We start from the raw sequence: 22009 nt of genomic DNA on the forward strand, positions 1-22009 counted from the left end.
TGTTAAGTACAAAAGAGTATTGCATTAAAGCATGTGTATGAAAATTTTACCTAAAAGGGATTCTTAGCAGTTTAATCTAAAATGTTGAAAACATGAACTTTAAACATAATTTATTCGTATGAAAAAAGAAGATTGTTTCTACCTAGGAAAAATAGTTAAGAAGTACAGTTTTAAAGGTGAGCTCTTAGCTAAACTGGACACAGATGAACCTGATTTATATGATAATCTGGATGCTATATTTATAGATTTAAGAGGCAATTTAGTTCCGTTTTTTCTTGAATCTTCTCAGCTCCATAAATCTAATTTATTGCGGTTAAACTTTGAAGATGTAGATACCGAAGCCGATGCCGATGCACTTCTAAAATGCGATTTGTACCTACCACTAGATTTACTTCCAAAACTTGAAGGCAATAAATTTTATTTCCACGAGGTCATAGGATTTTCAATGGAAGATGAAAACTTTGGTAAGGTTGGAACAATCATCAATATCAATGATAATACAGCACAAGCTTTATTTGAAGTTGACAGAAATGGTACTGAGATCCTCATTCCTCTGAATGACAAATTTATTGTAAAAGTTGACAGAGAAAACAAAACCGTTGTTGTTAATACACCTGAAGGCTTGATTGACCTATATCTTACCAAATAATGAGTTCTGCTCCTTTTAAATTTAAACAATTTAGCATAGAACAAGACCGCTGCGCCATGAAAATTGGAACAGACGGTGTTTTACTGGGTGCTTGGACTTCAATTAAGCATAATCCATTTTCCGCTCTAGATATTGGCGCTGGAACTGGAGTAATCTATTTAATGCTAGCCCAGCGTAGCCATGTAGAAATCATTGAAGCAGTTGAAATTGATGACGATGCCTATGAGCAATGCGCAGAAAATTTTGATAATTCGCCTTGGAACGACCGGTTGTTTTGTTATCATGCATCTCTCATAGAATATGTTGAAGAGATAGATGATAAATATGATATTGTAGTCTGTAACCCGCCTTTCTATTCTGAAGATTACAAATCGAAAAACAATTCTCGTGATTTGGCTAGGTTTCAAGACGCAATGCCATTTGACCATTTGATTTATGCAGTTGCAAATCTATTATCAGAAAATGGAATTTTTTCAGTAATTATTCCTAATAAAGAAGAAGATAATTTAAAAGAGTTAGCGTCAAAAATTGGTTTATATCCAAATCGTATCCTTCATTTAAAAGGTAATCCTCAATCTGAAGTAAAACGTAGCCTAATAGAATTCGCATTTCAAAGAAAAGAGGTTGAAATTTCAGAATTAGTTATAGAAAATGGAAGACATAATTACACAGAAGACTATAAAAACTTGACCAAAGATTTCTACTTGAAAATGTAAACTTTGGTTGTTCACTGAAAACGTTTTCGTTACATTTGTTTTATTAACTTTTATTGAAAATGAAACCAGATTTATTCGAAGCTCCAGATTATTATAATATTGACGATTTACTCTCAGAAGAACACAAATTAGTACGTGATGCTGCCCGTGATTGGGTAAAGCGTGACGTCTCTCCAATTATTGAAGAAGCTGCTCAAAAAGCGGAATTCCCAAAATCTATTATTGGAGGATTAGCAGAAATCGGTGCCTTTGGACCATATATTCCAGAAGAATATGGCGGTGCTGGCTTAGACCAAATTTCGTACGGTTTAATAATGCAAGAAATTGAGCGTGGCGATTCTGGTGTACGTAGTACGGCTTCTGTTCAATCATCTTTAGTTATGTATCCCATTTGGAAATACGGAAACGAAGAACAACGTCAAAAATACTTACCAAAGTTAGCTAGTGGTGAATGGATGGGAAGTTTTGGACTTACAGAGCCTGACCATGGAAGTAATCCTGGAGGAATGACGACTAACTTTAAAGATATGGGAGACCATTATCTTTTAAATGGAGCTAAAATGTGGATTTCTAATTCACCATTTTGTAATGTGGCTGTTGTTTGGGCTAAGAATGAAGAAGGCCGTATTCATGGACTTATCGTAGAACGTGGCATGAAAGGTTTTTCTACACCAGAAACACATAATAAATGGTCTTTACGTGCATCGGCTACAGGTGAACTTATTTTTGACAATGTCAAAGTCCCAAAAGAAAATTTATTACCAAATAAATCAGGCCTAGGCGCACCACTAGGATGCTTGGATTCTGCACGCTATGGTATTGCTTGGGGTGCTATTGGTGCCGCGATGGATTGTTATGATACTGCATTACGTTATTCTAAAGAGCGTATTCAGTTTGGTAAGCCAATAGGACAATTCCAACTACAACAGAAGAAATTAGCTGAGATGATTACCAAAATTACCAAAGCTCAATTGTTAGTGTTCCGCTTAGGTCAACTCAAAAATGAAAATCGCGCAACTTCTGCTCAGATTTCTATGGCAAAACGAAATAATGTAGACATGGCATTAAAAATAGCTCGCGACGCTAGGCAAATGTTAGGAGGTATGGGTATCAGTGGAGAATACAGTATCATGAGGCATATGATGAATTTAGAAAGTGTTGTGACTTACGAAGGCACACATGACATCCATTTATTAATTACCGGACTAGATGTCACAGGATTAAACGCATTTAAATAAGCGATTTAGCAATATTTAAAAACAATTTAACTCAAAATGCTTCATCTAACAATGAAGCATTTTTTATTTACATTTACTATTATGTTTTCAGCAAAAAAACGATTAGATAAAGCTTACAATAAGGCTAAGGTTATTCCTTTTAATAACTCTAGTAAGTTTATTTTATTTAGTGATTGTCATCGTGGCGACAATAGTTTTGCCGATGATTTTGCCAATAATCGTAACATTTACTTTCATGCCCTTAAGCATTATTATAATAAAGGGTTTAGTTATGCAGAGCTTGGCGATGGCGATGAACTATGGGAAAATTTGTCGTTTGAATCTATTCTGCATGCACATAAAAATGTATATATGCTCATGAAAAAATTTCATGACGAAGAGCGGTTGCATATGATTTGGGGTAATCATGATATGGTTTACAGAAATCAGAATTACGTAAACAAACATCTTGATACTTATTTTGATGCTAAAACTGGCGAAAACAAAGATTTGTTTTGTGATATTACTTATCATGAAGGTATTGTTTTAAAACATTCTGAAACTAGTCAGGAATTGTTTTTGCTACACGGTCACCAAGCTGATTGGTGGAATTATCTATTCTGGAAATGGAGCCGTTTTATGGTTCGCGTGCTTTGGAAACCATTAAATGTTATGGGTATTGCTGACCCAACAAGTCCTGCTAAAAATTATAAAGAACTTATAAAAGTAGAACGTAGAACCAAAAAGTGGATAACTGAAAACAAAAACTTAATTACCATTCAGGTCATACACACAGACCTCGTTTTCCAGAACCTGGTGATATTGCTTTTTTTAATGATGGTAGTTGTGTACACCCAAGAAGTATTACTGGTTTAGAAATAGAAAACGGATGCATTTCGCTTATAAAATGGCAAATAGCTACTGCAGATGATGGTACACTCAAAATAGTAAGGATTCTTCTCGAGGGGCCAACTAAATTGATTGATTATAAAACGGAATAAAACTTGACATTATCCGAAATATACTTTTCAATGGTTCTTATTATAATATTCTTTATGAATATTATAATAACACCTTTCAATGAAGATTTAAAAGATGATAAAATATTCAAAAGATATTCAAAAATATCTTTTGCTATTGGCCTAATAGGAGTTATTATGGTATTGACAGACTGGAATCATCTATGCGGCTTAGAACCTGTCGTTATTACTTTCTCATTATTTATAAATATTCACATAATTAAACTTATAATGAACCTTTCTTTTAAACTGACAAAAAAAGAAGGCTTTTTCTATTCCAGAGGAAATTTAGAAGATGGTATATATACAAAGAACAATGGAAATTTAAATGAAGTAGGATACTACAAACGATATAGTTTCTTTCTAATTGCTATACCTTCACTCTTAATATTAACACTGTTAATTCTTGCTAGAGAGTTTTTATGTTAACTCTCAGGGGCCAATTCTACTTCAAGACCTTCGAGATCTTTTGAAATTTGTATTTGGCAACCTAACCTGGAGTTGTCTTTTGTGTAAAAAGCTTCAGATAACATCGCTTCTTCATCATCTTGCATTTCTGGCAAGTTATGCTCGGTATTGATATAACATTGACAAGATGCACACATAGCCATGCCTCCACACACGCCAACCGTTCCTTCTGGAGCAAGCTCATAGCTTCTAACGACCTCCATTAGATTCATTGCCATATCGGTAGGTGCTTCAATACTATGTTTTAAACCATCTCGGTCAATGATTGTTATGTTTACATCTTGGTTTTCCATAAATTAGGGATTAGTAGATAGGTTTTAGTAATTAGTTTTTTATCGATTTAAGTAATCCACGTAGCATTCTAGAAATTTTATTGGTATTCTCAATTAATATCTCTGTCTCTTCTTTTTTAATAAAACTTAATCTAATCGACAAATATAAGATTGACCTTACTTCGCTATTTGAGGCTAATGCAAAATATAAAAATCTTCAAATCTTTGTACTGCCATATCACTAACTACTATGCACTAATTACTATATACAGAATACCATTTACTCTATAGTTTTAACTACTGCTTTTGGGGCTTCCTTCCGTGTACCATCAAAGCCATCCACACCTGAAACGGTTGTGTACTTTAAAACATAACGTTTGCCTGGGTTTATAATTTGGTACGCCGCTTGGCACATTAATGTTGCTTCATGAAAACCACAAAGAATTAGTTTTAATTTTCCTGGATAAATATTTCCATCACCAATAGCAAAAATGCCTGGGATATTGGTTTGGTAATCTAATGCATTATTAACTTTAATAGCATTCTTTTCAATTTCTAATCCCCAATTGGCTATTGGTCCTAGTTTTGGAGACAAACCAAATAGCGGTATAAAATGATCTGTTTCTATAGTAAAGGGCGTTTCGTCTTTCTTAGTAATTTTTAGTGCTTCAACTGTATTCTTGCCAATAATTGCCGTAATCTCAGCTGGAGTAATTAAATTAATCTTTCCTAAATTCTTTAACTCTTGAACTTTCTCAACAGAGTCTAAATGCCCTCTAAACTCATTACGTCTATGAACTAAAGTGACACTTTTTGCAACATCGGCCAAAAAGATACTCCAATCTAATGCTGAATCTCCACCACCAGCAATAACCACATCTTTATCGCGATAGAGTCCAGGTTCTTTAATAATATATTCGACCCCTTTATCTTCAAATTGAGTAATATTTTCTAATAGTGGTTTACGAGGCTCAAAACTTCCTAAACCACTGGCAATGGCTACAACCGGTGCTTTGTGTTGCGTTCCTTTATTTGTGGTTACAATAAAAAAACCGTCTTTTTGCTTATCTATAGTCTCTGCACGCTCTCCTAATGTAAAACCAGGCTCAAATTGCTTACATTGCTCCATTAATTTATCGGTTAAATCACCAGCTAAAATTTCTGGATAAGCAGGAATATCGTAAATAGGCTTTTTAGGATAAATTTCAGAACATTGTCCACCAGGTTGAGGTAAGGCGTCTATTAAATGACATTTTAATTTTAACAATCCTGCTTCAAAAACAGCAAAAAGCCCAGTTGGGCCAGCACCGATAATAATTATATCTGTTGTAATCATTGAATTGTAATATTGAAAGCAAAATTAACACTCTGCTTCTTTACAAAATGTGACATTTATCACATTAGCTATTCTACGTTAATAACCTGTTCTATTTGAGGCGCGTATTTTTTTATGGTCATTTCTACACCAGACTTTAATGTCATTTGATTTACGCTGCAAGAAATACAAGCACCTTGAAGTTGCACCTTTACCAACTTATCATCTTCGATAGACAATAAGGAAATATCGCCACCGTCACTCTGTAGAAATGGACGGATTTCGTCTAGTGCTTTCTCAACATTTAATTTAAGCTCTTCTGTACTCATTTATTTCTTTTTTACAGCAGAACAACCTGCCATTGTTGTAATCTTAATTGCTTCGGTTTCTGGCAAGTTTTCATTTCTAAAAACAACTTGCTCCACAACACGTTTAGTTAAATCTTCGAAAGCTTCTTCTATTGGTGTTGCTATTTGTAAAGCAGCTGGACGTCCAACATCTCCAGCTTCTCTTATGCTCTGTACTATAGGAATTTCTCCTAAGAAAGGAACTTGTAAGTCTTCTGATAGATGTTTAGCACCTTCTTTTCCAAATATATAGTATTTATTTTCAGGTAATTCCTCTGGCGTAAAATATGCCATATTCTCTACTATCCCTAAAACAGGGACGTTAATACTGTCTTGTTGAAACATAGCCACACCTTTTTTAGCATCTGCTAAAGCTACGTTTTGTGGTGTACTCACAACAACTGAACCTGTAATTGGCAACGCTTGCATAATACTTAAATGTATATCTCCTGTTCCTGGAGGTAAATCCAACAATAAAAAATCTAACTCACCCCAAGCTGCATCAAAAATCATTTGATTTAATGCTTTACTTGCCATTGGTCCACGCCATATGACGGCCTGGTCTGGTTTAGTAAAAAAACCAATAGATAATACCTTAACACCATAGTTTTCTACGGGTTTCATTTTTGATTTTCCTTCAATATTTACTGATAATGGTCGCTCATTAGCAACATCAAACATTATCGGTATAGATGGTCCGTAAATATCGGCATCTAATACACCAACTTTAAATCCCATTTTTGCTAAGGTCACCGCTAAATTTGCGGTTACGGTAGATTTCCCTACACCACCTTTACCAGATGCCACCGCTATTATATTTGAAATACCAGGAATTGGCTTTCCCTTAATTTCGTTTTTAAGTTTAGGGGTTTCAGGTACTTCTACCTTTATGTTTACTTTAATTTTTGCTTTTTCATAAAGCTCACGGTGAATGGTTTGCAAAATTTCAACTTCGGTCTTTTTACGTGCCTGAAGACTAGGGTTTCTTATTGTAACATCTACTATAACTTCGTCTGCAAAAGTAACGACGTTTGTAACCGCTCCACTTTCAACCATATTTTGCCCTTCACCAGGTACTGTAATGGTTTTTAAAGCGTTGAGTATATCTTGTTTGTTAAGCTTCACTTCTATCTAGATTAATTCTAAACGCAAAGATACTGCTAAAAGTTTATATTTTTCGTTAAGAAAATTGAAAAGTAAAATAGGTGGATTTGGTTACTGAATGATACTTATTTTAATTCATCTGATGGATTCCAAAAAACAGTTTCTAGATTTTGAATTTGATTATCAACGATTTTAATACCCTCACCTTCTAAAAGTTGCTGCATGAGGTTAGTCCCTTCAAAATGATGTTTACCTGTGAGCAATCCTTTTCTATTTACTACACGATGTGCTGGTACGTCTTTTCCATGAGAGCCATTCATAGCATAACCAACTATACGGGCACTTCTCACAGCGCCAAGATAATTGGCAATAGCGCCATAACTTGTAACTCTACCATAAGGAATTTGACAAACAACTTCGTATACGCGCTCAAAAAAGGACTCGGTAGAAGCTTTCATATTACAACTCTCTGAGGATATTTATAAAGGTAATTAAGGCAACTAAACCTGTAATACTACCTATAATATAATTCATGTTTTTTTGAGAAGTAAAGGCTTTATCCTTTATTCTATCAAAAAAGAAAATATAAATATATAGCATTACAAATGTTCCCATGGCTGCACCAGTAACGTATGTAATGATGCTCAATCTTTCAAAATCCATAATACCAAATGACGCCAAGGTTATGGTCATGTAGGCTTGGTAAGGAATAGGAAAAACATTTAAGCTAGACAATAACATCCCATAGAAAAAACGTCTTTTTTTACTTCGAATATCTTCTTCAACGATTGGTTGTGCTTCTCCTTTTTGTTTGGAAGCTAATACTAAAAAATAGACAGTGATTAGCACGAAAATGACAAAAGCTACACGTTGTAAGATTTCAACGATATCAGGTCTATTACTTAAGTATCTTGAAAAAATGGCAGCAATATATGTCTGTACAAATACAACTAAACAAACTCCTGTAGAAAACATAACACCTCGACCAGCACCTTCTTTGAGACTTATTTTTGCAGCTGTCATGTTTAAAAGGCCTGGCGGAATTACACCAATTAAAGCCACAAAAAGGCCAAGAAAAAAGACGATTGTGATACTCAAGATTTAGTTAATTAGAAATCTAATATACGTAATTGGTTTGTTTTGCTCTAAATATTGACTCTCGTAGTAAGTTTGAATTTCTGTAACTTCCTTAGGGCTACCTTCTTGTTTATAAATATTATGATTCGCATAAAACACCTCATAACCAGCACCGTGTAGTAAGCCTAAAGTATACCCATGCATAAACTCGCTATCGGTTTTTAGATGCATAATACCTTTTGGCTTTAAGACTTTCTTATAACGCTCTAAAAATTTAAGATTGGTCATCCTATGTTTAGTTCGCTTGTATTTTATTTGTGGATCCGGGAATGTAATCCAAATTTCGTCAACTTCATTTTCTGCAAAGGCATAATCGACAAGTTCTATTTGTGTGCGAATAAATTTAGCATTTGAGATGTTTTCTTCTACAGCGGTTTTGGCTCCTCTCCAAAAACGCGCTCCTTTAATATCTATGCCAATAAAATTCTTGTCTGGATAGCGTTTTGCTAGACCAATAGTGTATTCTCCTTTACCACAGCCTAACTCTAAAACAATAGGATTATCGTTTCTAAAAATGTCCTTGTTCCAATTGCCTTTAGGTTTAAAATTCCCTTCGGTTAACTCTTCTCTTAAAGGTTGAAAAACGTTTTCAAAAGTTTCGTTTTCCTTAAAGCGTTTTAGTTTGTTTTTGCTTCCCACAATAATTTAATCTTTCGACAAAATTAAGGAAACATTTTAGGTTTATCTTTGTTATGATGAAATGAAACGAATTTTAGTAGCACCATTGCATTGGGGATTGGGTCATACCACAAGGTGCATTCCGATTATAAAAGCTTTAATAACTGAAGGCTTCGAGCCTATGTTAGCTTCTGATGGTGGCGCATTAGAGTTACTAAAATAGAATTTCCTAAACTTAAAGCTTTTGAGCTGCCTTCTTACAACATCTCTTATCCAAAAAAAGAGACTAATTTCAAGCTGAAGTTCCTAAAGTATTCTCCTCATATTCTTAAAACAATTCATCTTGAAAAAAATATGTTGCTAAACTCGCAAAAGCCAAAAAACTTAATGGTATTATTTCAGATCATCGTTTTGGTGTTATAAATTCTAAAATTCCTTAAGTTTATATAACACACCAATTAAATGTTTTTAGTGGAAAAACCTCTTGGCTAAGTAGAAAATTACATCAGAGCATCATCAGAAAATTTGATGAATGCTGGGTGCCATATTTTGAAAACGAACCAAACTTAAGTGGTCAACTTGAACATTCAAAGCAGGAGTTTGAGGATTTGAAATATATAGGACCTCTTAATCGATTTGAAAAATAAAACCTTAAAATATCTATTGACATACTTATTATTTTTTCTGGCCCAGAACCTCAACATACTAAGTTCGAAAATAAATTGTTGGCATTATTAAAAAAGTGATAAAAGAAACATAGTCTTTGTAAGAGGAATTATTGAAAACTAGCAAAAAATCGAGGAAATTATATAATTTGAACGTCCGTAATATGTCATAAATTGATTTTAATTTAATATAGCATTGAGTACTTCGACTAGGCTCTGTGACCACGCTCTGTGACCACGCTCGAAATGACAGAGAAATCATTATATTTTTCAATTTATGATTAAAAAAGGATAATCAATACAACGGTTATGGATTTAGCAAAGCTTGGTAAAAAGGCAATTTTTGTTCCAACGCCAAGACAGTTTGAGCAATTGTATTTAGCAAAAATATTTGACGATAATTTAATAGCTTATTCAGTATCACAAGATAAATTATCAGAAAGTAGTTTAAGTCTTGGGCATCAATATTCTGGGTTTAGAACATTTGATTCTTAGATAAATTACAAAAACTTATTTAGCCTTTTCTAATGTAAAAGAAAATTCGCTTCCTACATTAGGTTCGCTCTCTACATAAATTTTTTCATTATGGGCCTCAATAATATGTTTTACAATGGAAAGTCCAAGACCAGAACCACCTTCTTTTCTAGAACCACTTTTATCCACGCGGTAGAAGCGCTCAAACAAACGACTAAGGTGCTCTTTGGCTATGCCTTCACCATTGTCTGTTACACGTACAATAACTTTATTTTTTATTAAATTTTCGATACTCACTTCTGTAGTTCCATGCTCTAACCCATATTTTATGGAGTTGACAATAAGGTTACTCAAAATCTGTTGTATACGTTCTTTATCGGCATTGACAGATATTGGTGATGTATAATCCTTGTCAAAAGTTAATGTAACTTTTTTCTTGGCAGCTTTCATTTCAAAAAGCTCAAAGACATTTTGGACTAATTCAACAATATCAAACTTTTCAATAGTAAGGCTTAAATCTCCAACTTCTAATTTGGTAATCATATCCAAATCTTTCAAAATATAGCTCAATCGCTCAACACCTTTACTTGCTCGGCTTAGGTATTTATCTCTTACTTTTTTATCATTTATAGCACCATCTAAAAGTGTTTCTATATAGCCTTGAACCGTAAAGAGTGGAGTCTTTAACTCATGAGAAACGTTACCTAAAAACTCCTTACGATATTCTTCACGGACTTTGAGTGTTTCAATTTCTATCTTTTTATCACGCGCGTATCTATCTATCTCTTTGGTCAACGTATTCATATCTGTTGTTATAGGTTGCTGCCTTAAATCTGTAGACTCTAAAAGCGTTAAATCATCGTAGATTTTTTTTACTCTTCGATAAATAAAATATTCTACTCTATATTGAATCACAGCAAAACAAACAAAAAAGCAAGAAAATGGGAATACCAAAAACTCCCAATCTAAGGTGTGAAAAAAACAGAGAAATAATGCCATATAAACCGAAGCAACTAGTGTAACGTAAGCAGCAGTTTTGGAGGCAAATTTATAAGATTTTTTGAGTGGTTTTTGCATTAGTCAACAAACTTGTAACCAACACCTTTTACTGTTTTAAAAGATTTATCACCGATTTTTTCTCTGAGCTTTCTGATGTGTACGTCTATAGTTCTTCCGCCTACGACGACTTCATTACCCCAGACTTTATCTAAAATCTCCTCGCGATTAAATACTTTACCTGGCTTGGTTGCTAATAAAGATAGTAATTCAAACTCTTTTCTTGGTAAGATTATTTCTTTTCCTTTATTGGTAATCTTGTATTCTTCTCTATTGATGATTAGTTCACCTATTTTAGTAATCCCATCTGATGAATTTTCGGAATCCTTGAGGCGTCTCAATAATGCTTTGACTTTACTAACTAATACTTTTGGTTTTATAGGTTTTGTAATATAATCGTCAGCACCAGCATCAAAACCTGCAACCTGTGAATAATCTTCACCTCTAGCTGTTAAAAACGTAATGACTGTATTGGTTAAATCTGGTATCTCTCTGAGCTTTTCACAAGCTTCTATACCATCCATTTCTGGCATCATCACATCTAGAATAATAAGGTGTGGTTTATACTTTTTTGCACTTTCTATAGCTTCAACACCGTTTTTAGCAGTTGTAACTTGGTAACCTTCTGATGACAAGTTATAACCAACAATTTCTAAAATATCGGCTTCATCATCAACTAATAAAATTTTAATATCTCTTTTTTTCAAAATTAAGGTAGAATTATAACTTCTGGTAAATATAATTATAATCCTAAATAAAATTTACAGATTACAAATTGATAACAATTCCCTAACATTTATCGGATAAAATTACACTTTATCGGATTAAAAAAATTTAACTTTAAATAATTGTAAAATGAAGACTTAATTGCTTATTTCCATTTACTTAAAGTTAATTTTCTTCTTATATTTAAATAATTTAACTACAATTAATTATGAAAAAACTTTACTTTTTACTTTTTACTTTTTTAATTTCTGCTGTTTCTTTTGGGCAGGTGATAAATGAAGTTGATGCTGATACCCCTGGTACAGATGCAGCTGAATTTGTTGAAATTTTTTGGACGCCCAATACATCGCTTGATGGTCTAGTAGTTGTATTTTTTAATGGTAGTGACGATGCTAGTTACTTATCTTATGATTTAGATGGATTTTCTACCGATGCAAATGGTTTCTTTATTTTAGGAAATACCGCAATAATATCTGCAGGTGATTTAGAGATTCCTCCTGGAGGATCTAGCGCAATACAAAATGGAGCAGATGCTGTAGCTTTAATTAGTGGTAACGCATCTGACTTCCCCAATGATACTCCTATTACTCCTTTTCCTATGGGAACAACTTTAATTAGTGGTGTTGTTTATGACACTAATGATGGAGATGATACAGCATTACTTTCTGCTATTGGAGGTATCCAATATAATGAGGATGAAAACATGTCTAAAGACACTCAGTCTGTTCAAAGAAATATTGATGGAACTTATACTGTAAAAAACATAACTTTTAGAGCTTCTAATGATGCTGCAGTATGCGAATTAACTATCGGTGCTGTAAATGCTGTATGTGATAACATTACTTCAGGTACGGATACATACACAGCTACTATATCATTCACAGGCGGTGGCACTTCAACTTACACAGTGACTGCAGATTCTGGAACTGTAGATTTATCAATGGGTAATCCTTCTATGGACGCCTCTGGTACAATTACAGTTAATAGTGTAAATGAAGGCACGGATGTTATTGTAACTATTCAAGATGGTGGATTATGTGATATAGATACTACTGTAAATGCTGTAGATTGCATCCCTGTGCTTACACTTCCTATATCGGAAGATTTTACATATGCAGACGGCCCGTTAGTTAGCAATCCAAATTGGTCAAACTTTTCAGGTATAAATGAAGATTTACAAATAGTATCTGGACAGGCTTTAGTAAAACATGGGAGCCCTAGTGAAGATGCTAGTATTGCATTTACTCCTGTAGCAGGAGATATCTATTTTGGTATTGACTTCACCGTACAAGACCCAGGATCTGTTATTTCTGGTGGTAATTATGAATATTTTGCTTTCTTTAAAGATAATTCTTTTGGCTTTAGTGGCAGATTGAGTATTGTCGAAGCTAATACTCCTGGAAATGATTTCACAGTTGGTATCGCAACAGATAGCAGCACTGAAGACGCCATTTGGGCAACTGACTTTTCTTTTGGAACTACATATAGAGCCGTGTTAAGATATAATCAGTCTACCAACATATCGGAACTTTGGATTGATGCTGCATCTGATACAGATACCTCTATCTTGGGAGCTGATTTAGACGATGCTAACGCTCGAACAATTTCTGAACTTGGATTAAGACAATCTGATTCTTCGCAAAATGAAGGAGTTTTAGTTGACAACCTTCTTATTGGTCAAACCTTTATACAAGTTCTTTCAGCGAATAACAATTTCCAGATAAGAGAATTCTCAATTTACCCTAACCCAACAAACACTGGCGAGATAACTATTTCTTCTGTAAATACTGCACCAATTACAGTTACAGTTTTTGATATGCTAGGTAAGCAAGTTAAAAATGAAACTATTTCTAACAATAAATTAAATGTTTCTAACTTGAAATCTGGAATTTATTTGACAAAAATCACTCAAGACGGTGCAACAAGCACTAAAAAATTAGTGATTAGATAAGTTATAAAAATTTTAATAGTTGCAAAAAGGCGTTACCCATTGGTAGCGCTTTTTGTTTTACGTAGCTTTGTAATATGATTGATAACAGCGAAATTTTTAACATAACTTCTGATGAAGAATTTAAAGCTATGGCTTTAAAAGTATTTAAATTTCAGTTTGAAAATAATCACGTTTACCGCTCGTTTTGCGACTTACTTTTTAAGCATCCATCGGATATTACAAAAGTTGAAGACATCCCTTTTTTACCTATTCAATTTTTTAAATCGCATAGTATACTTTCTTCAAAAAATAATATAGAAAAAACCTTTTCTAGTTCTGGGACAACAGGAAGTGTAACGAGTAAACACCATGTTACTGATTTAAAACTTTATGAAGAAAGTTTTAGAAAAGGATTCCAACATTTCTATGGTACTATAGAAGACTATGTTGTTTTGGCTTTACTACCAAGCTATCTTGAACGTGAAGGATCTTCACTCGTTTATATGGTCAAAGACTTTATAAAAGAATCTAAACATCCCGAAAGTGGATTTTACCTCAACAATTTAGACGAACTCTCTAAAACTTTAAAACAACTTGAATCTCGGGGTCAAAAAACACTACTCATTGGTGTTTCATTTGCTCTGCTAGATTTAGTTGAAAAAGAAAAATTCGATCTTAAAAGCACGATTGTCATGGAAACTGGCGGAATGAAAGGTCGCCGAAAAGAAGTGATTCGTACCGAATTACATCAAGTTTTAAGTTCAGGTTTTGGGGTTAATAAAATTCATAGCGAGTATGGCATGACAGAGCTTTTAAGTCAGGCGTACTCAAAAGGTCATGGTGTTTTTGAATGTCTACCGTGGATGAAAATTTTTACACGAGATACAGAAGATGCACTTTCTATTCAGAAAAAAAACAAATCTGGCGGCATTAATATTATAGATTTAGCGAATATTAATTCCTGCTCATTTATTGCTGTACAAGATTTAGGAAAGGTTTATAACGATGGAACTTTTGAAGTTATTGGCCGTTTCGATAATTCTGATGTCCGTGGTTGTAACCTCATGGTTTTGTAAGTAAGTTTTTAAGGTTTCGACATAGTTTCTAAACAAATACATTATGAGATTTACACTAATAGTATGACTAATTAGCATTACAAGTTTAAATGCGCAATCTATAGACTACAACCTCAAAAAAGGATATTTAGCAGAAGGTTACGACGTTGTAGAATATTTTAACAACATACTATCGAAGGCAAAAAAAGTTTCACTACAACTCACGATAATGTGAAATATAAATTTGCTTCTCCGAAAAATTTAGATATATTTTTGAAAACTCCAGAAAAGTACTCGCCTCAATATGGTGGCTATTGTGCTTATGCCGTTGCTGTAAAATCTAAAAAAGTAAACAGTGACCCAGAAACCTTCGAAATCCGAGATGGAAAACTCTATTTGTTTTATAATTCATGGGGTACAAATACATTAGAATTGTGGAAAAAAGAAAATGTGAAAGGTTTACAGAAAAAAGCCGACCAAAATTGGGAAGCTATTAAAAATTAATAAATAGTTAAAAGTTGATTGATTGGGTGGAAGTGCTCGGAGGAATCTGGGCACTTTTTTTTCATTCTGAAACAAATTCAGAATAATAGAAGCAATTAAATCACTTTAATGATATAAGTATTACGTTTCCCTTTATTCAAAATAATATACTTACCATTTATCAAATCTTCGGAAGTAATGGTATAATCTTCTTTCACTTTCTCCTTATTTACAGAAACCGAATTTTCTTTTAAAGCACGTCTTGCTTCGCCATTAGAATTTAGAAATTCTGTTTTTGCGGCTAAAGCGGCAATCATATCTAAACCATTTTCTAATTCTGATTTTGACAATTCGGCTTGAGGTACACCTTCAAACACATCTAAAAATGTATTCTCATCTATTGTTGCAATATCAGACTTAAATGTTTTACTGAATAATAGATTAGATGCTTTTTCGGCATTTTTAAAATCCTCTTCAGAATGTACCATTGTGGTAATTTCTTGAGCTAAACGTTTTTGAAGTTTGCGTTGGTGTGGGGCTTGTTTATGGACTTCGACAATTGTATTGATTTCCTCTTGTCTTAAAAATGTAAAAATCTTAATATATTTTTCAGCATCTTCATCACTAGAATTTAACCAATACTGATAGAATTTGTATGGCGAAGTGCGATTAGCGTCTAACCAAACATTTCCACCTTCAGATTTTCCAAACTTAGAACCATCACTTTTAGTTATTAATGGACATGTAATTGCAAAACCTTTGCCATTTCCTATTCGGCGAATTAATTCTGTACCTGTAGTAATGTTTCCCCATTGGTCACTACCGCCCATTTGTATGGTACAATTATCGGCTTTAAATAAGTGTAAAAAATCGTAACCTTGAACCAATTGATAGGTGAACTCGGTAAAACTCATCCCATCTCCAGACGACTCACTAGAAATCCTGTTTTTTACAGAATCCTTTGCCATCATATAATTAACAGTGATATGCTTCCCTACATCTCTAATAAATTCTAGGAATGAAAATTCCTTCATCCAATCGTAATTATTAACCAATTTTGCAGCGTTTGGTGCATCACTTTCAAAATCAAGAAAGTGTGCTAACTGAGCTTTAATAGCCTCTTGGTTGTGTCGCAGGGTTTTTTCATCTAACAAATTACGTTCACTAGATTTTCCTGAAGGGTCACCAATCATACCTGTTGCGCCACCGACCAAAGCTACTGGCTTATGCCCACAACGTTGGTAATGCGCCAATAACATAATTGGTACCAAATTACCAATGTGTAAAGAATCCGCAGTTGGGTCAAAACCTACATAAGCACTACGCATAGCTTCTGCTAAATGCTCCTTAACGCCTGGCATACTGTCGTGCAACATGCCCCTCCATTTTAACTCTTCTACAAAATTGTTATTCATCGGGTATTTATTTCAAAAATTAGTTGCACAAAGATATGTTTCCGCTTGTAAACACAAAAGACAAATGCAAAAAACACTACCTTTACTTTTATGATTTTAGTTACTGGCGGAACAGGATTGGTAGGTTCTCATTTGCTTTACAAATTGCTTCAGACTGAAGAAAAAGTAAGAGCAATTTACAGACGTGCTCATAAATTAGACGCTACAAGACACGTTTTTAGTTACTATTCTAAAAATTGGGAAACACTTTATAAAAAGATTGAATGGATTGAAGCTGACATTACAAACATTCCAAAACTACAAGAAGTTTTTCATGGTATTACTCATGTTTACCATTGTGCCGCATTTATTTCTTTTGAACCCGACAAATACAGAACGTTGCGCCAAGTAAATATAGAAGGTACAGCAAATATCGTAAATCTCTGCATTAGTCATAAGGTTAAAAAACTATGCCATATTAGTTCTATTGCAGCTATTGGGAAGACTAATCATCCTGAAAAATTAATTACTGAGCAGACACCTTGGAATCCTGAAGAAGACAATAATGTTTATGCGATTACAAAATATGGTGCTGAACTAGAAGTTTGGCGAGGCTCACAAGAAGGTTTGGATGTTATTATTGTTAATCCAGGAATAATTTTAGGACCTGGTTTTTGGCATAGTGGCGGAAGTGGAAGCTTATTTAATCAGATTTATAAAGGACTTAACTTTTATACGGAAGGTGGCTCTGGTTATATTGATGTTTTGGATGTTAGCGATATTATGATGCAGCTCATGGATAGTGATATTAAAAACGAAGGTTATATTCTGGTAGCTGAAAATCTACTATTCAAAGATTTTAATCAAAAAGCTAGTGAAGCATTAGGTGTTTCAACAAAACTGAAATTAGTAAAGTCTTGGCAACTTAATATTTTATGGCGATTAGATTGGCTTAAGCATAAAATATTTGGAAAACGAAGACAATTATCAAAACAATTGGCAAAAACCTTAACTACTGAAGCGAATTATGATAATAGTAAAATTAAAGAAGCACTAGGTTTTGAGTTTACCGATAGTGAAACTTCAATTAAAAAAGTGGCTACTTATTTTTTGGTAGATTTGCAGGCTAAAACCTAAATGCCGCAGACAATAACAAAAAGCGTTCTTGTAAATTATACTGGAAAATTGTAGTCGAAAAATCTGAGGTATTGATGTTTTGAAAAACTTTGTTATTAAGCAAATTATTAGCTCTTAATATATACTCAATTTTGCTCTTCTTTGGTTTAAAGATTATTTTAGCATCCAAAAACACATCGCCACGAATAGCAGTATTCAAATCTGGTTTAAAGTATTGACTCTCTGCAATAAACTGAAAATTATCCTTGATATATTTTACAGAAAAATCATTTTGAAACGATGTAAAACTATTGGACGGATTACCTTCATTTGTAAAGGTATTGTTATTTATAAGTGTCTTGATCCTAAAATTTAACGCGCCTTTGAAGCCTGTACGTATATCAAAAGACGCAAACAAATTCTCACTTGTATTGTTTCTCAACTTTGAATTATTAATAATATTCTGAAACTCACTGATGTTATAATTACTGTTAAGATTTACGGTAGATTTTAAAAAACTAAAATACTTCTCGGTACGTAAACCAAAACTTAGGTTTCTGTTATTTGTAACATCTAAAATAGACGTTGAAAATGTAAGGTCTTCATCTATATTTAATTGAGAAATGTATCCAAATTTGTTAAAGCTATAATTACTGTAAAGATTAAATTGAAACAAGTTATAGAAATCATTAATGCGATAACTCAAATTATAACTTTGATTATTAAGTAAATTAAACCGGAAGTCATTATTTAGAAACGACCTGTTATTTACCAATACCAAACCTGAAAAAATAGTTCTATCGTCTGGTAGGTTATTTGAAAGTTGATAATTAAAAGTAATACTTGATTTTTTACTAATATAATGACTTACCGATGCGGATGTATAAACCGTAAAAATAGACGTGTTAAAATCTTCGGCAACATTAACATCGTTTAGCTGAATATAAAAAAACTCGTTTCGTAATGTAGCGCGAAAACCCCATTTTTTAAGTCTGTATTTATAGTCTAGGTTTAAGAAGGATTTAGCAACACGATAGTAAATATCATTAGTTAACGAAGTTTGGCTAGTGGTTGCACCAAGCAAATTAGTGTTTACAAAATCTTCGGTAAACGTGTAGCCTAACTCAAAATCATATCTGCTTTTATTTTGTTTGGATAGCCACACGGATTTTATGTTAAATCTATTTTTTCTAAACTCAATATTCTGCGTTAAATCCTGTTCATTAGAGACTCTGAAGTCTTGTGGTAAATCGTTGTAAGAAACATCAAAAACCGTTTGAAACAGGCTTTTTTTGCTGTACTTGTTTGTGTACTCTACCCTGTTATTAAAAAATACATCGTTGCTTGTGTTTGTATTTGTAAATGGATTAGCGTTATTAAAACCCGTTGAACTATTTTGAATATCTAGACCTTCAAACCGTCCTTTTGACGTTAGTAATTGTTTGGTGTTAACTGTATGCCTTAACTCATAACTTAAGGCATTAATGGTTGGTCTTTTAACTAAATTTTCTTGGGTTTGAATATTTATCTCTTCATTACCAAATGTATTGTTTATATTACTCTGTTCGTCTCTAATAAGTCTATCAGAAAAATGGTTGTAATTAAGTCGTAGCGTTATACTTTTATTGAGTTTAAGAAGTGCGTTTAAGCTCCCAAAAAAATTACTGTTTACACGAGTTCTATTATCAGGCAAGACAGAATTAAAGCCATTACTATTTACTAAATTAGTGCTACGTTGGGCTAATTCTGATAATCTAGAAATATCAAAATTATTAGATACAAAATTATAAGGGCTATAATTATCACCCAGATTATTATAACTTAGTGAGCCAAACCCCTTAAGTTTTTTTGAAACTGAAAGTAGGTTGAGCCTCGCCAACTGCTTGGCATCGATACCAGCACCAAGTTGTGCATCGCCAGAGATGTCTGTTTTACCTTGTTTTAGCTTTAGATTAATAGCAACATCTTCCGAAGATTTTATGCCTTTTAGTAATGGGTTGTCATCGTAATCCTCATAGGCTTCTACACCATCAATAATATCTGAGCTTATATTTTTTGTGCCGATAGTGTAATTAGAATCAAAAATATTATCATTATCTAAAAGTAAGCGGGTTACCGTTTTACCTTTAAATTTAATCTGTCCGTTGTCTTCAAACCTTATACCGGGCAGTTTTTTAAGGATGTCTTCTACAACTCGTTCGCTACCATCTTTAAAGTTGCTTATTTTATAGACTGTGGTATCTTTTTTTATGGTAATGGGTTCTTTTTTTGCTTCAATTAACACTTCATCTAAAGCATTAATGCGTTCTCTTAAGATGAAATTGATGTAATAAGTATTACTACTTACACCATCTTTAATTTTTATGATTTTTTTTGATTTTAAATGACTGATAATTGAAGTTTCAATTATAAATTCTTTGTAGTCTTTAGGTAATGTTTTGGTGAAATTTCCATTAGTATCTGTACTTGTAAAATCTATGAGTTTATTATCGGCGGTTTTTATTAAAATATTAACCTTAGCTATTGGTTCAGTTGTTAATGAATCTGCAACTGTACCTTTAAGTATATGCTGTGCATTGCTAAAGTTAAGGCATAAAAAAAATAGAACCATTATCAAAATGGCTCTATTTTTTTTAAATGATATCAAAATATTACTCATCTACAATGCGTTCTATCTTCATTTTTGGTATAGTTGTAGAACCTCCTGATTCATCAGTATAGCTCTGCATTTCATAGTACTTTTTGGTATATTTTTCTTGAAACTCTTCCCAAGAAATAGCCTTTTTGAGATTAAATCTTAATGGCACCTCAGCGACAACATTTTTTACATCTATTGTATTGGCTTTTATTTTAAAAACATTGTCTAAAGAATAAACTTCTAATATTACACCCGGTAAGCCTTCAAACTTCCAAGGACCAATAGAAAATGGTAAATCTGTTGTAAAATAAGCTACATAATCTCTGCCCCTAAAAGACATTATAGCCATTTGGCATTTATAGCCTAAAATAGTTTTATATTCATCCTTTAAAGACCAATTAAATATTTCAAAACTATCTTTGACTTCAAATGGTTTTAAGACAATCCTCTCAATACTGTAAATCTCTTTACTAGAAAAATCTTTATATAATATAGGATTCTTATCTGATTTAACCTTGAACATAATTTGCCCTTCAGAAATATCAACTTCCTCGTCAGATTGGGAGCTAGTACCAGTATAATCCATTTCATATGAGGAATGTATACCATTATATGTTAAAAAAGCATTAACTTTTATTTCTGTTGGCATACTTTTAAAATGTGTCGCATGATAGTAATCTATAGCTAAAAGTACATTCTTTTCTTGGGCATTTGAAAAAAAAGCTATTAATACTATTAAAACCTTTAATGACTTCATATTGTTTTACGAGTAATACTAGATTATTTATAACTGATCTGCTATAAAAGCTTGAGCTTCTTGTGAGGCTAAACGGCATGAACGCGCTTGAGCTAAATCATCATAACCACCAACGCATTTAGTAATTTGGGTATGCGGCTCACCGTTAAATGTTATATAAGCGGTACAGCACTTTATAAAAACATCATCAACGCTTTTAGATTCTTCATTGATTGAATTAGTAAATGCAAAAGAACTCACAAAAGTTAAAATTAATAAAAAAGATTTCATAATAAATAAATTTAAGTTAAAATTAATTTGTCTAAATTCTTACAATCTATCCACTACACCAATTAAAAAATTAATACCTTTATTAAAATTTTAATAACTATGAGTATTGGTAATAATATAAAAACAAAACGCTCGGAATTGGGCTTATCTCAAGAAATTTTAGCAGAAAAGCTACACATATCTCAAGCAACACTAAGTAACATTGAGGCTAACAAGTCTACACCAGACGTTATTTTATTACAGCAAATAGCAGACATATTAGACACTAATATTAATGAGTTATTAGACGGAAATACAATTATAATAAACAACACCAATCAAAAAGGTGGTATAGGATACGCTGAGGTGGTTAATAAATTTTCTGACAAACTAATTGCATTGCATGTAAAACAATTAGCAGAAAAAGATGATTTAATAAAGGAACTTATTAGTAAACTGAGTAAAAGTTAATTTTTCTTGGCACCAAACCATAAAGTGTGTAAGTAAAGTTATTCTGAAATTTTTCTGGGGCAATTTTTCTATTGCCCAATGGGGAAAAATTTCGGAAATAACTTTACGATATAATATTCAGTAACTTTATAAA

24 protein-coding genes and 2 pseudogenes are annotated in these 22009 nt (G+C 32.9%); 12 read left to right on the top strand and 14 right to left on the bottom strand.

Features of this window, described 5'->3' with window-relative positions; genetic code table 11:
- Positions 1-118: 118 nt before the first annotated feature.
- From rimM to HKP48_RS11185, 5 genes and pseudogenes are all read left to right on the top strand, one after another.
- A complete protein-coding gene (gene rimM / locus HKP48_RS11165; RefSeq protein ID WP_296345845.1) occupies positions 119-649 on the top strand; it encodes a ribosome maturation factor RimM in 531 nt (176 codons plus the stop codon).
- Positions 650-705: 56 nt separating this feature from the next.
- Positions 706-1365 (top strand): methyltransferase, encoded by a 660-nt coding sequence (locus HKP48_RS11170; RefSeq protein WP_296345848.1) that lies wholly within the window; start codon positions 706-708, stop codon positions 1363-1365.
- A 59-nt stretch (positions 1366-1424) separates the two neighbouring features.
- Entirely contained in the window at positions 1425-2603 is a 1179-nt protein-coding gene (locus HKP48_RS11175) for an acyl-CoA dehydrogenase family protein (RefSeq protein ID WP_296345850.1), read from the top strand.
- 81 nt (positions 2604-2684) lie between these two features.
- A pseudogene (locus HKP48_RS11180) lies at positions 2685-3583 on the top strand (serine/threonine protein phosphatase).
- A gap of 54 nt (positions 3584-3637) precedes the next feature.
- Complete coding sequence (locus tag HKP48_RS11185) at positions 3638-4030, top strand: hypothetical protein (RefSeq protein ID WP_296345853.1); 393 nt, start codon at positions 3638-3640, stop codon at positions 4028-4030.
- Here HKP48_RS11185 and HKP48_RS11190 read toward each other — a convergent pair.
- The 8 genes and pseudogenes from HKP48_RS11190 to trmB form a co-directional block, all read right to left on the bottom strand.
- Complete coding sequence (locus HKP48_RS11190) at positions 4027-4362, bottom strand: 2Fe-2S iron-sulfur cluster-binding protein (protein WP_296345855.1); 336 nt, start codon at positions 4360-4362, stop codon at positions 4027-4029. The two genes, HKP48_RS11185 and HKP48_RS11190, sit on opposite strands and share 4 nt — an antisense overlap.
- A 31-nt stretch (positions 4363-4393) precedes the next feature.
- Positions 4394-4546: pseudogene (locus HKP48_RS12320) on the bottom strand (four helix bundle protein); the annotation flags it as partial.
- Positions 4547-4621: 75 nt separating this feature from the next.
- Entirely contained in the window at positions 4622-5677 is a 1056-nt protein-coding gene (locus tag HKP48_RS11195) for an NAD(P)/FAD-dependent oxidoreductase (RefSeq protein WP_296345857.1), read from the bottom strand.
- Positions 5678-5745: 68 nt separating this feature from the next.
- Positions 5746-5985, bottom strand: a complete 240-nt coding sequence (locus tag HKP48_RS11200) for a NifU family protein (protein ID WP_296345858.1) — start codon at positions 5983-5985, stop codon at positions 5746-5748.
- A complete protein-coding gene (locus HKP48_RS11205) occupies positions 5986-7128 on the bottom strand; it encodes an Mrp/NBP35 family ATP-binding protein (RefSeq protein ID WP_296345861.1) in 1143 nt (380 codons plus the stop codon).
- Positions 7129-7232: 104 nt separating this feature from the next.
- Positions 7233-7565, bottom strand: a complete 333-nt coding sequence (locus HKP48_RS11210) for an MGMT family protein (protein ID WP_296345863.1) — start codon at positions 7563-7565, stop codon at positions 7233-7235.
- Between the two features lies 1 nt (position 7566).
- On the bottom strand, positions 7567-8205 hold the full coding sequence (locus HKP48_RS11215; RefSeq protein WP_296345867.1) for a LysE family transporter: 639 nt from the start codon (positions 8203-8205) through the stop codon (positions 7567-7569).
- A 3-nt stretch (positions 8206-8208) separates the two neighbouring features.
- Positions 8209-8883 carry a tRNA (guanosine(46)-N7)-methyltransferase TrmB gene (trmB, locus tag HKP48_RS11220; RefSeq protein ID WP_296345869.1) on the bottom strand — a complete coding sequence of 225 codons (675 nt, stop codon included), beginning with the start codon at positions 8881-8883 and terminating at the stop codon, positions 8209-8211.
- A gap of 61 nt (positions 8884-8944) precedes the next feature.
- On the opposite strand from trmB, the gene HKP48_RS11225 reads away from it, so the two are divergent.
- Together HKP48_RS11225 and HKP48_RS11230 are read left to right on the top strand one after the other, a co-directional pair.
- A complete protein-coding gene (locus tag HKP48_RS11225; protein ID WP_296345871.1) occupies positions 8945-9085 on the top strand; it encodes a hypothetical protein in 141 nt (46 codons plus the stop codon).
- 751 nt (positions 9086-9836) lie between these two features.
- Positions 9837-10022: a glycosyltransferase gene (locus tag HKP48_RS11230; protein ID WP_363928616.1), complete on the top strand. Its 186-nt coding sequence runs from the start codon at positions 9837-9839 to the stop codon at positions 10020-10022.
- A 15-nt stretch (positions 10023-10037) separates the two neighbouring features.
- On the opposite strand, the gene HKP48_RS11235 is transcribed toward HKP48_RS11230, so the two are convergent.
- Both HKP48_RS11235 and HKP48_RS11240 read right to left on the bottom strand, forming a co-directional pair.
- Complete coding sequence (locus HKP48_RS11235) at positions 10038-11078, bottom strand: ATP-binding protein (protein ID WP_296345873.1); 1041 nt, start codon at positions 11076-11078, stop codon at positions 10038-10040.
- Entirely contained in the window at positions 11078-11764 is a 687-nt protein-coding gene (locus HKP48_RS11240; RefSeq protein WP_296345875.1) for a response regulator transcription factor, read from the bottom strand. Before HKP48_RS11240 ends, HKP48_RS11235 begins: the two co-directional genes overlap by 1 nt.
- A gap of 227 nt (positions 11765-11991) precedes the next feature.
- Between HKP48_RS11240 and HKP48_RS11245 the strand changes: the two genes are divergently transcribed.
- From HKP48_RS11245 to HKP48_RS11255, 3 genes are all read left to right on the top strand, one after another.
- Positions 11992-13734, top strand: a complete 1743-nt coding sequence (locus HKP48_RS11245) for a T9SS type A sorting domain-containing protein (RefSeq protein WP_296345877.1) — start codon at positions 11992-11994, stop codon at positions 13732-13734.
- A gap of 74 nt (positions 13735-13808) precedes the next feature.
- Positions 13809-14789 carry an acyl transferase gene (locus tag HKP48_RS11250; protein ID WP_296345880.1) on the top strand — a complete coding sequence of 327 codons (981 nt, stop codon included), beginning with the start codon at positions 13809-13811 and terminating at the stop codon, positions 14787-14789.
- 210 nt (positions 14790-14999) lie between these two features.
- A complete protein-coding gene (locus tag HKP48_RS11255) occupies positions 15000-15272 on the top strand; it encodes a YHS domain-containing (seleno)protein (RefSeq protein ID WP_363928617.1) in 273 nt (90 codons plus the stop codon).
- Positions 15273-15367: 95 nt separating this feature from the next.
- Here the strand turns inward: HKP48_RS11255 and tyrS are convergent, their stop codons facing one another.
- Complete coding sequence (gene tyrS / locus HKP48_RS11260; protein WP_296345882.1) at positions 15368-16666, bottom strand: tyrosine--tRNA ligase; 1299 nt, start codon at positions 16664-16666, stop codon at positions 15368-15370.
- A 90-nt stretch (positions 16667-16756) separates the two neighbouring features.
- Between tyrS and HKP48_RS11265 the strand changes: the two genes are divergently transcribed.
- Positions 16757-17782 carry an NAD-dependent epimerase/dehydratase family protein gene (locus tag HKP48_RS11265; RefSeq protein ID WP_296345884.1) on the top strand — a complete coding sequence of 342 codons (1026 nt, stop codon included), beginning with the start codon at positions 16757-16759 and terminating at the stop codon, positions 17780-17782.
- Here HKP48_RS11265 and HKP48_RS11270 read toward each other — a convergent pair.
- Genes HKP48_RS11270 through HKP48_RS11280 form a run of 3 tightly spaced genes read right to left on the bottom strand, consistent with a single transcriptional unit; the run spans position 17772 to position 21426 of the window.
- Positions 17772-20372 (bottom strand): carboxypeptidase-like regulatory domain-containing protein, encoded by a 2601-nt coding sequence (locus HKP48_RS11270; RefSeq protein ID WP_296345886.1) that lies wholly within the window; start codon positions 20370-20372, stop codon positions 17772-17774. The two genes, HKP48_RS11265 and HKP48_RS11270, sit on opposite strands and share 11 nt — an antisense overlap.
- A 40-nt stretch (positions 20373-20412) precedes the next feature.
- Positions 20413-21156: a GLPGLI family protein gene (locus HKP48_RS11275; RefSeq protein ID WP_296345888.1), complete on the bottom strand. Its 744-nt coding sequence runs from the start codon at positions 21154-21156 to the stop codon at positions 20413-20415.
- Between the two features lie 27 nt (positions 21157-21183).
- The gene (locus tag HKP48_RS11280) at positions 21184-21426 is read right to left on the bottom strand and encodes a hypothetical protein (RefSeq protein WP_296345890.1); all 243 of its coding nucleotides are present in this window, start codon (positions 21424-21426) and stop codon (positions 21184-21186) included.
- A gap of 99 nt (positions 21427-21525) precedes the next feature.
- On the opposite strand from HKP48_RS11280, the gene HKP48_RS11285 reads away from it, so the two are divergent.
- Positions 21526-21876 carry a helix-turn-helix transcriptional regulator gene (locus HKP48_RS11285; RefSeq protein ID WP_296345894.1) on the top strand — a complete coding sequence of 117 codons (351 nt, stop codon included), beginning with the start codon at positions 21526-21528 and terminating at the stop codon, positions 21874-21876.
- Positions 21877-22009 lie beyond the last annotated feature (133 nt).

It is taken from the genome of Winogradskyella sp. (assembly GCF_013042245.1).
GTDB lineage: Bacteria > Bacteroidota > Bacteroidia > Flavobacteriales > Flavobacteriaceae > Winogradskyella.

What these genes read in the sequence shown, in the direction of transcription:
- HKP48_RS11175 (WP_296345850.1), top strand. Translation starts at nt 1,425, where the DNA reads ATGAAACCAGATTTATTCGAAGCTCCAGATTATTATAATATTGACGAT.
- HKP48_RS11190 (WP_296345855.1), bottom strand. Translation starts at nt 4,362, where the DNA reads ATGGAAAACCAAGATGTAAACATAACAATCATTGACCGAGATGGTTTA.
- HKP48_RS11250 (WP_296345880.1), top strand. Translation starts at nt 13,809, where the DNA reads ATGATTGATAACAGCGAAATTTTTAACATAACTTCTGATGAAGAATTT.
- HKP48_RS11245 (WP_296345877.1), top strand. Translation starts at nt 11,992, where the DNA reads ATGAAAAAACTTTACTTTTTACTTTTTACTTTTTTAATTTCTGCTGTT.
- HKP48_RS11170 (WP_296345848.1), top strand. Translation starts at nt 706, where the DNA reads ATGAAAATTGGAACAGACGGTGTTTTACTGGGTGCTTGGACTTCAATT.
- tyrS (WP_296345882.1), bottom strand. Translation starts at nt 16,666, where the DNA reads ATGAATAACAATTTTGTAGAAGAGTTAAAATGGAGGGGCATGTTGCAC.
- HKP48_RS11185 (WP_296345853.1), top strand. Translation starts at nt 3,638, where the DNA reads ATGAATATTATAATAACACCTTTCAATGAAGATTTAAAAGATGATAAA.
- HKP48_RS11195 (WP_296345857.1), bottom strand. Translation starts at nt 5,677, where the DNA reads ATGATTACAACAGATATAATTATTATCGGTGCTGGCCCAACTGGGCTT.
- HKP48_RS11225 (WP_296345871.1), top strand. Translation starts at nt 8,945, where the DNA reads ATGAAACGAATTTTAGTAGCACCATTGCATTGGGGATTGGGTCATACC.
- HKP48_RS11200 (WP_296345858.1), bottom strand. Translation starts at nt 5,985, where the DNA reads ATGAGTACAGAAGAGCTTAAATTAAATGTTGAGAAAGCACTAGACGAA.
- HKP48_RS11210 (WP_296345863.1), bottom strand. Translation starts at nt 7,565, where the DNA reads ATGAAAGCTTCTACCGAGTCCTTTTTTGAGCGCGTATACGAAGTTGTT.
- HKP48_RS11285 (WP_296345894.1), top strand. Translation starts at nt 21,526, where the DNA reads ATGAGTATTGGTAATAATATAAAAACAAAACGCTCGGAATTGGGCTTA.
- HKP48_RS11270 (WP_296345886.1), bottom strand. Translation starts at nt 20,372, where the DNA reads ATGGTTCTATTTTTTTTATGCCTTAACTTTAGCAATGCACAGCATATA.
- rimM (WP_296345845.1), top strand. Translation starts at nt 119, where the DNA reads ATGAAAAAAGAAGATTGTTTCTACCTAGGAAAAATAGTTAAGAAGTAC.
- HKP48_RS11280 (WP_296345890.1), bottom strand. Translation starts at nt 21,426, where the DNA reads ATGAAATCTTTTTTATTAATTTTAACTTTTGTGAGTTCTTTTGCATTT.
- HKP48_RS11265 (WP_296345884.1), top strand. Translation starts at nt 16,757, where the DNA reads ATGATTTTAGTTACTGGCGGAACAGGATTGGTAGGTTCTCATTTGCTT.
- HKP48_RS11275 (WP_296345888.1), bottom strand. Translation starts at nt 21,156, where the DNA reads ATGAAGTCATTAAAGGTTTTAATAGTATTAATAGCTTTTTTTTCAAAT.
- HKP48_RS11235 (WP_296345873.1), bottom strand. Translation starts at nt 11,078, where the DNA reads ATGCAAAAACCACTCAAAAAATCTTATAAATTTGCCTCCAAAACTGCT.
- HKP48_RS11230 (WP_363928616.1), top strand. Translation starts at nt 9,837, where the DNA reads ATGGATTTAGCAAAGCTTGGTAAAAAGGCAATTTTTGTTCCAACGCCA.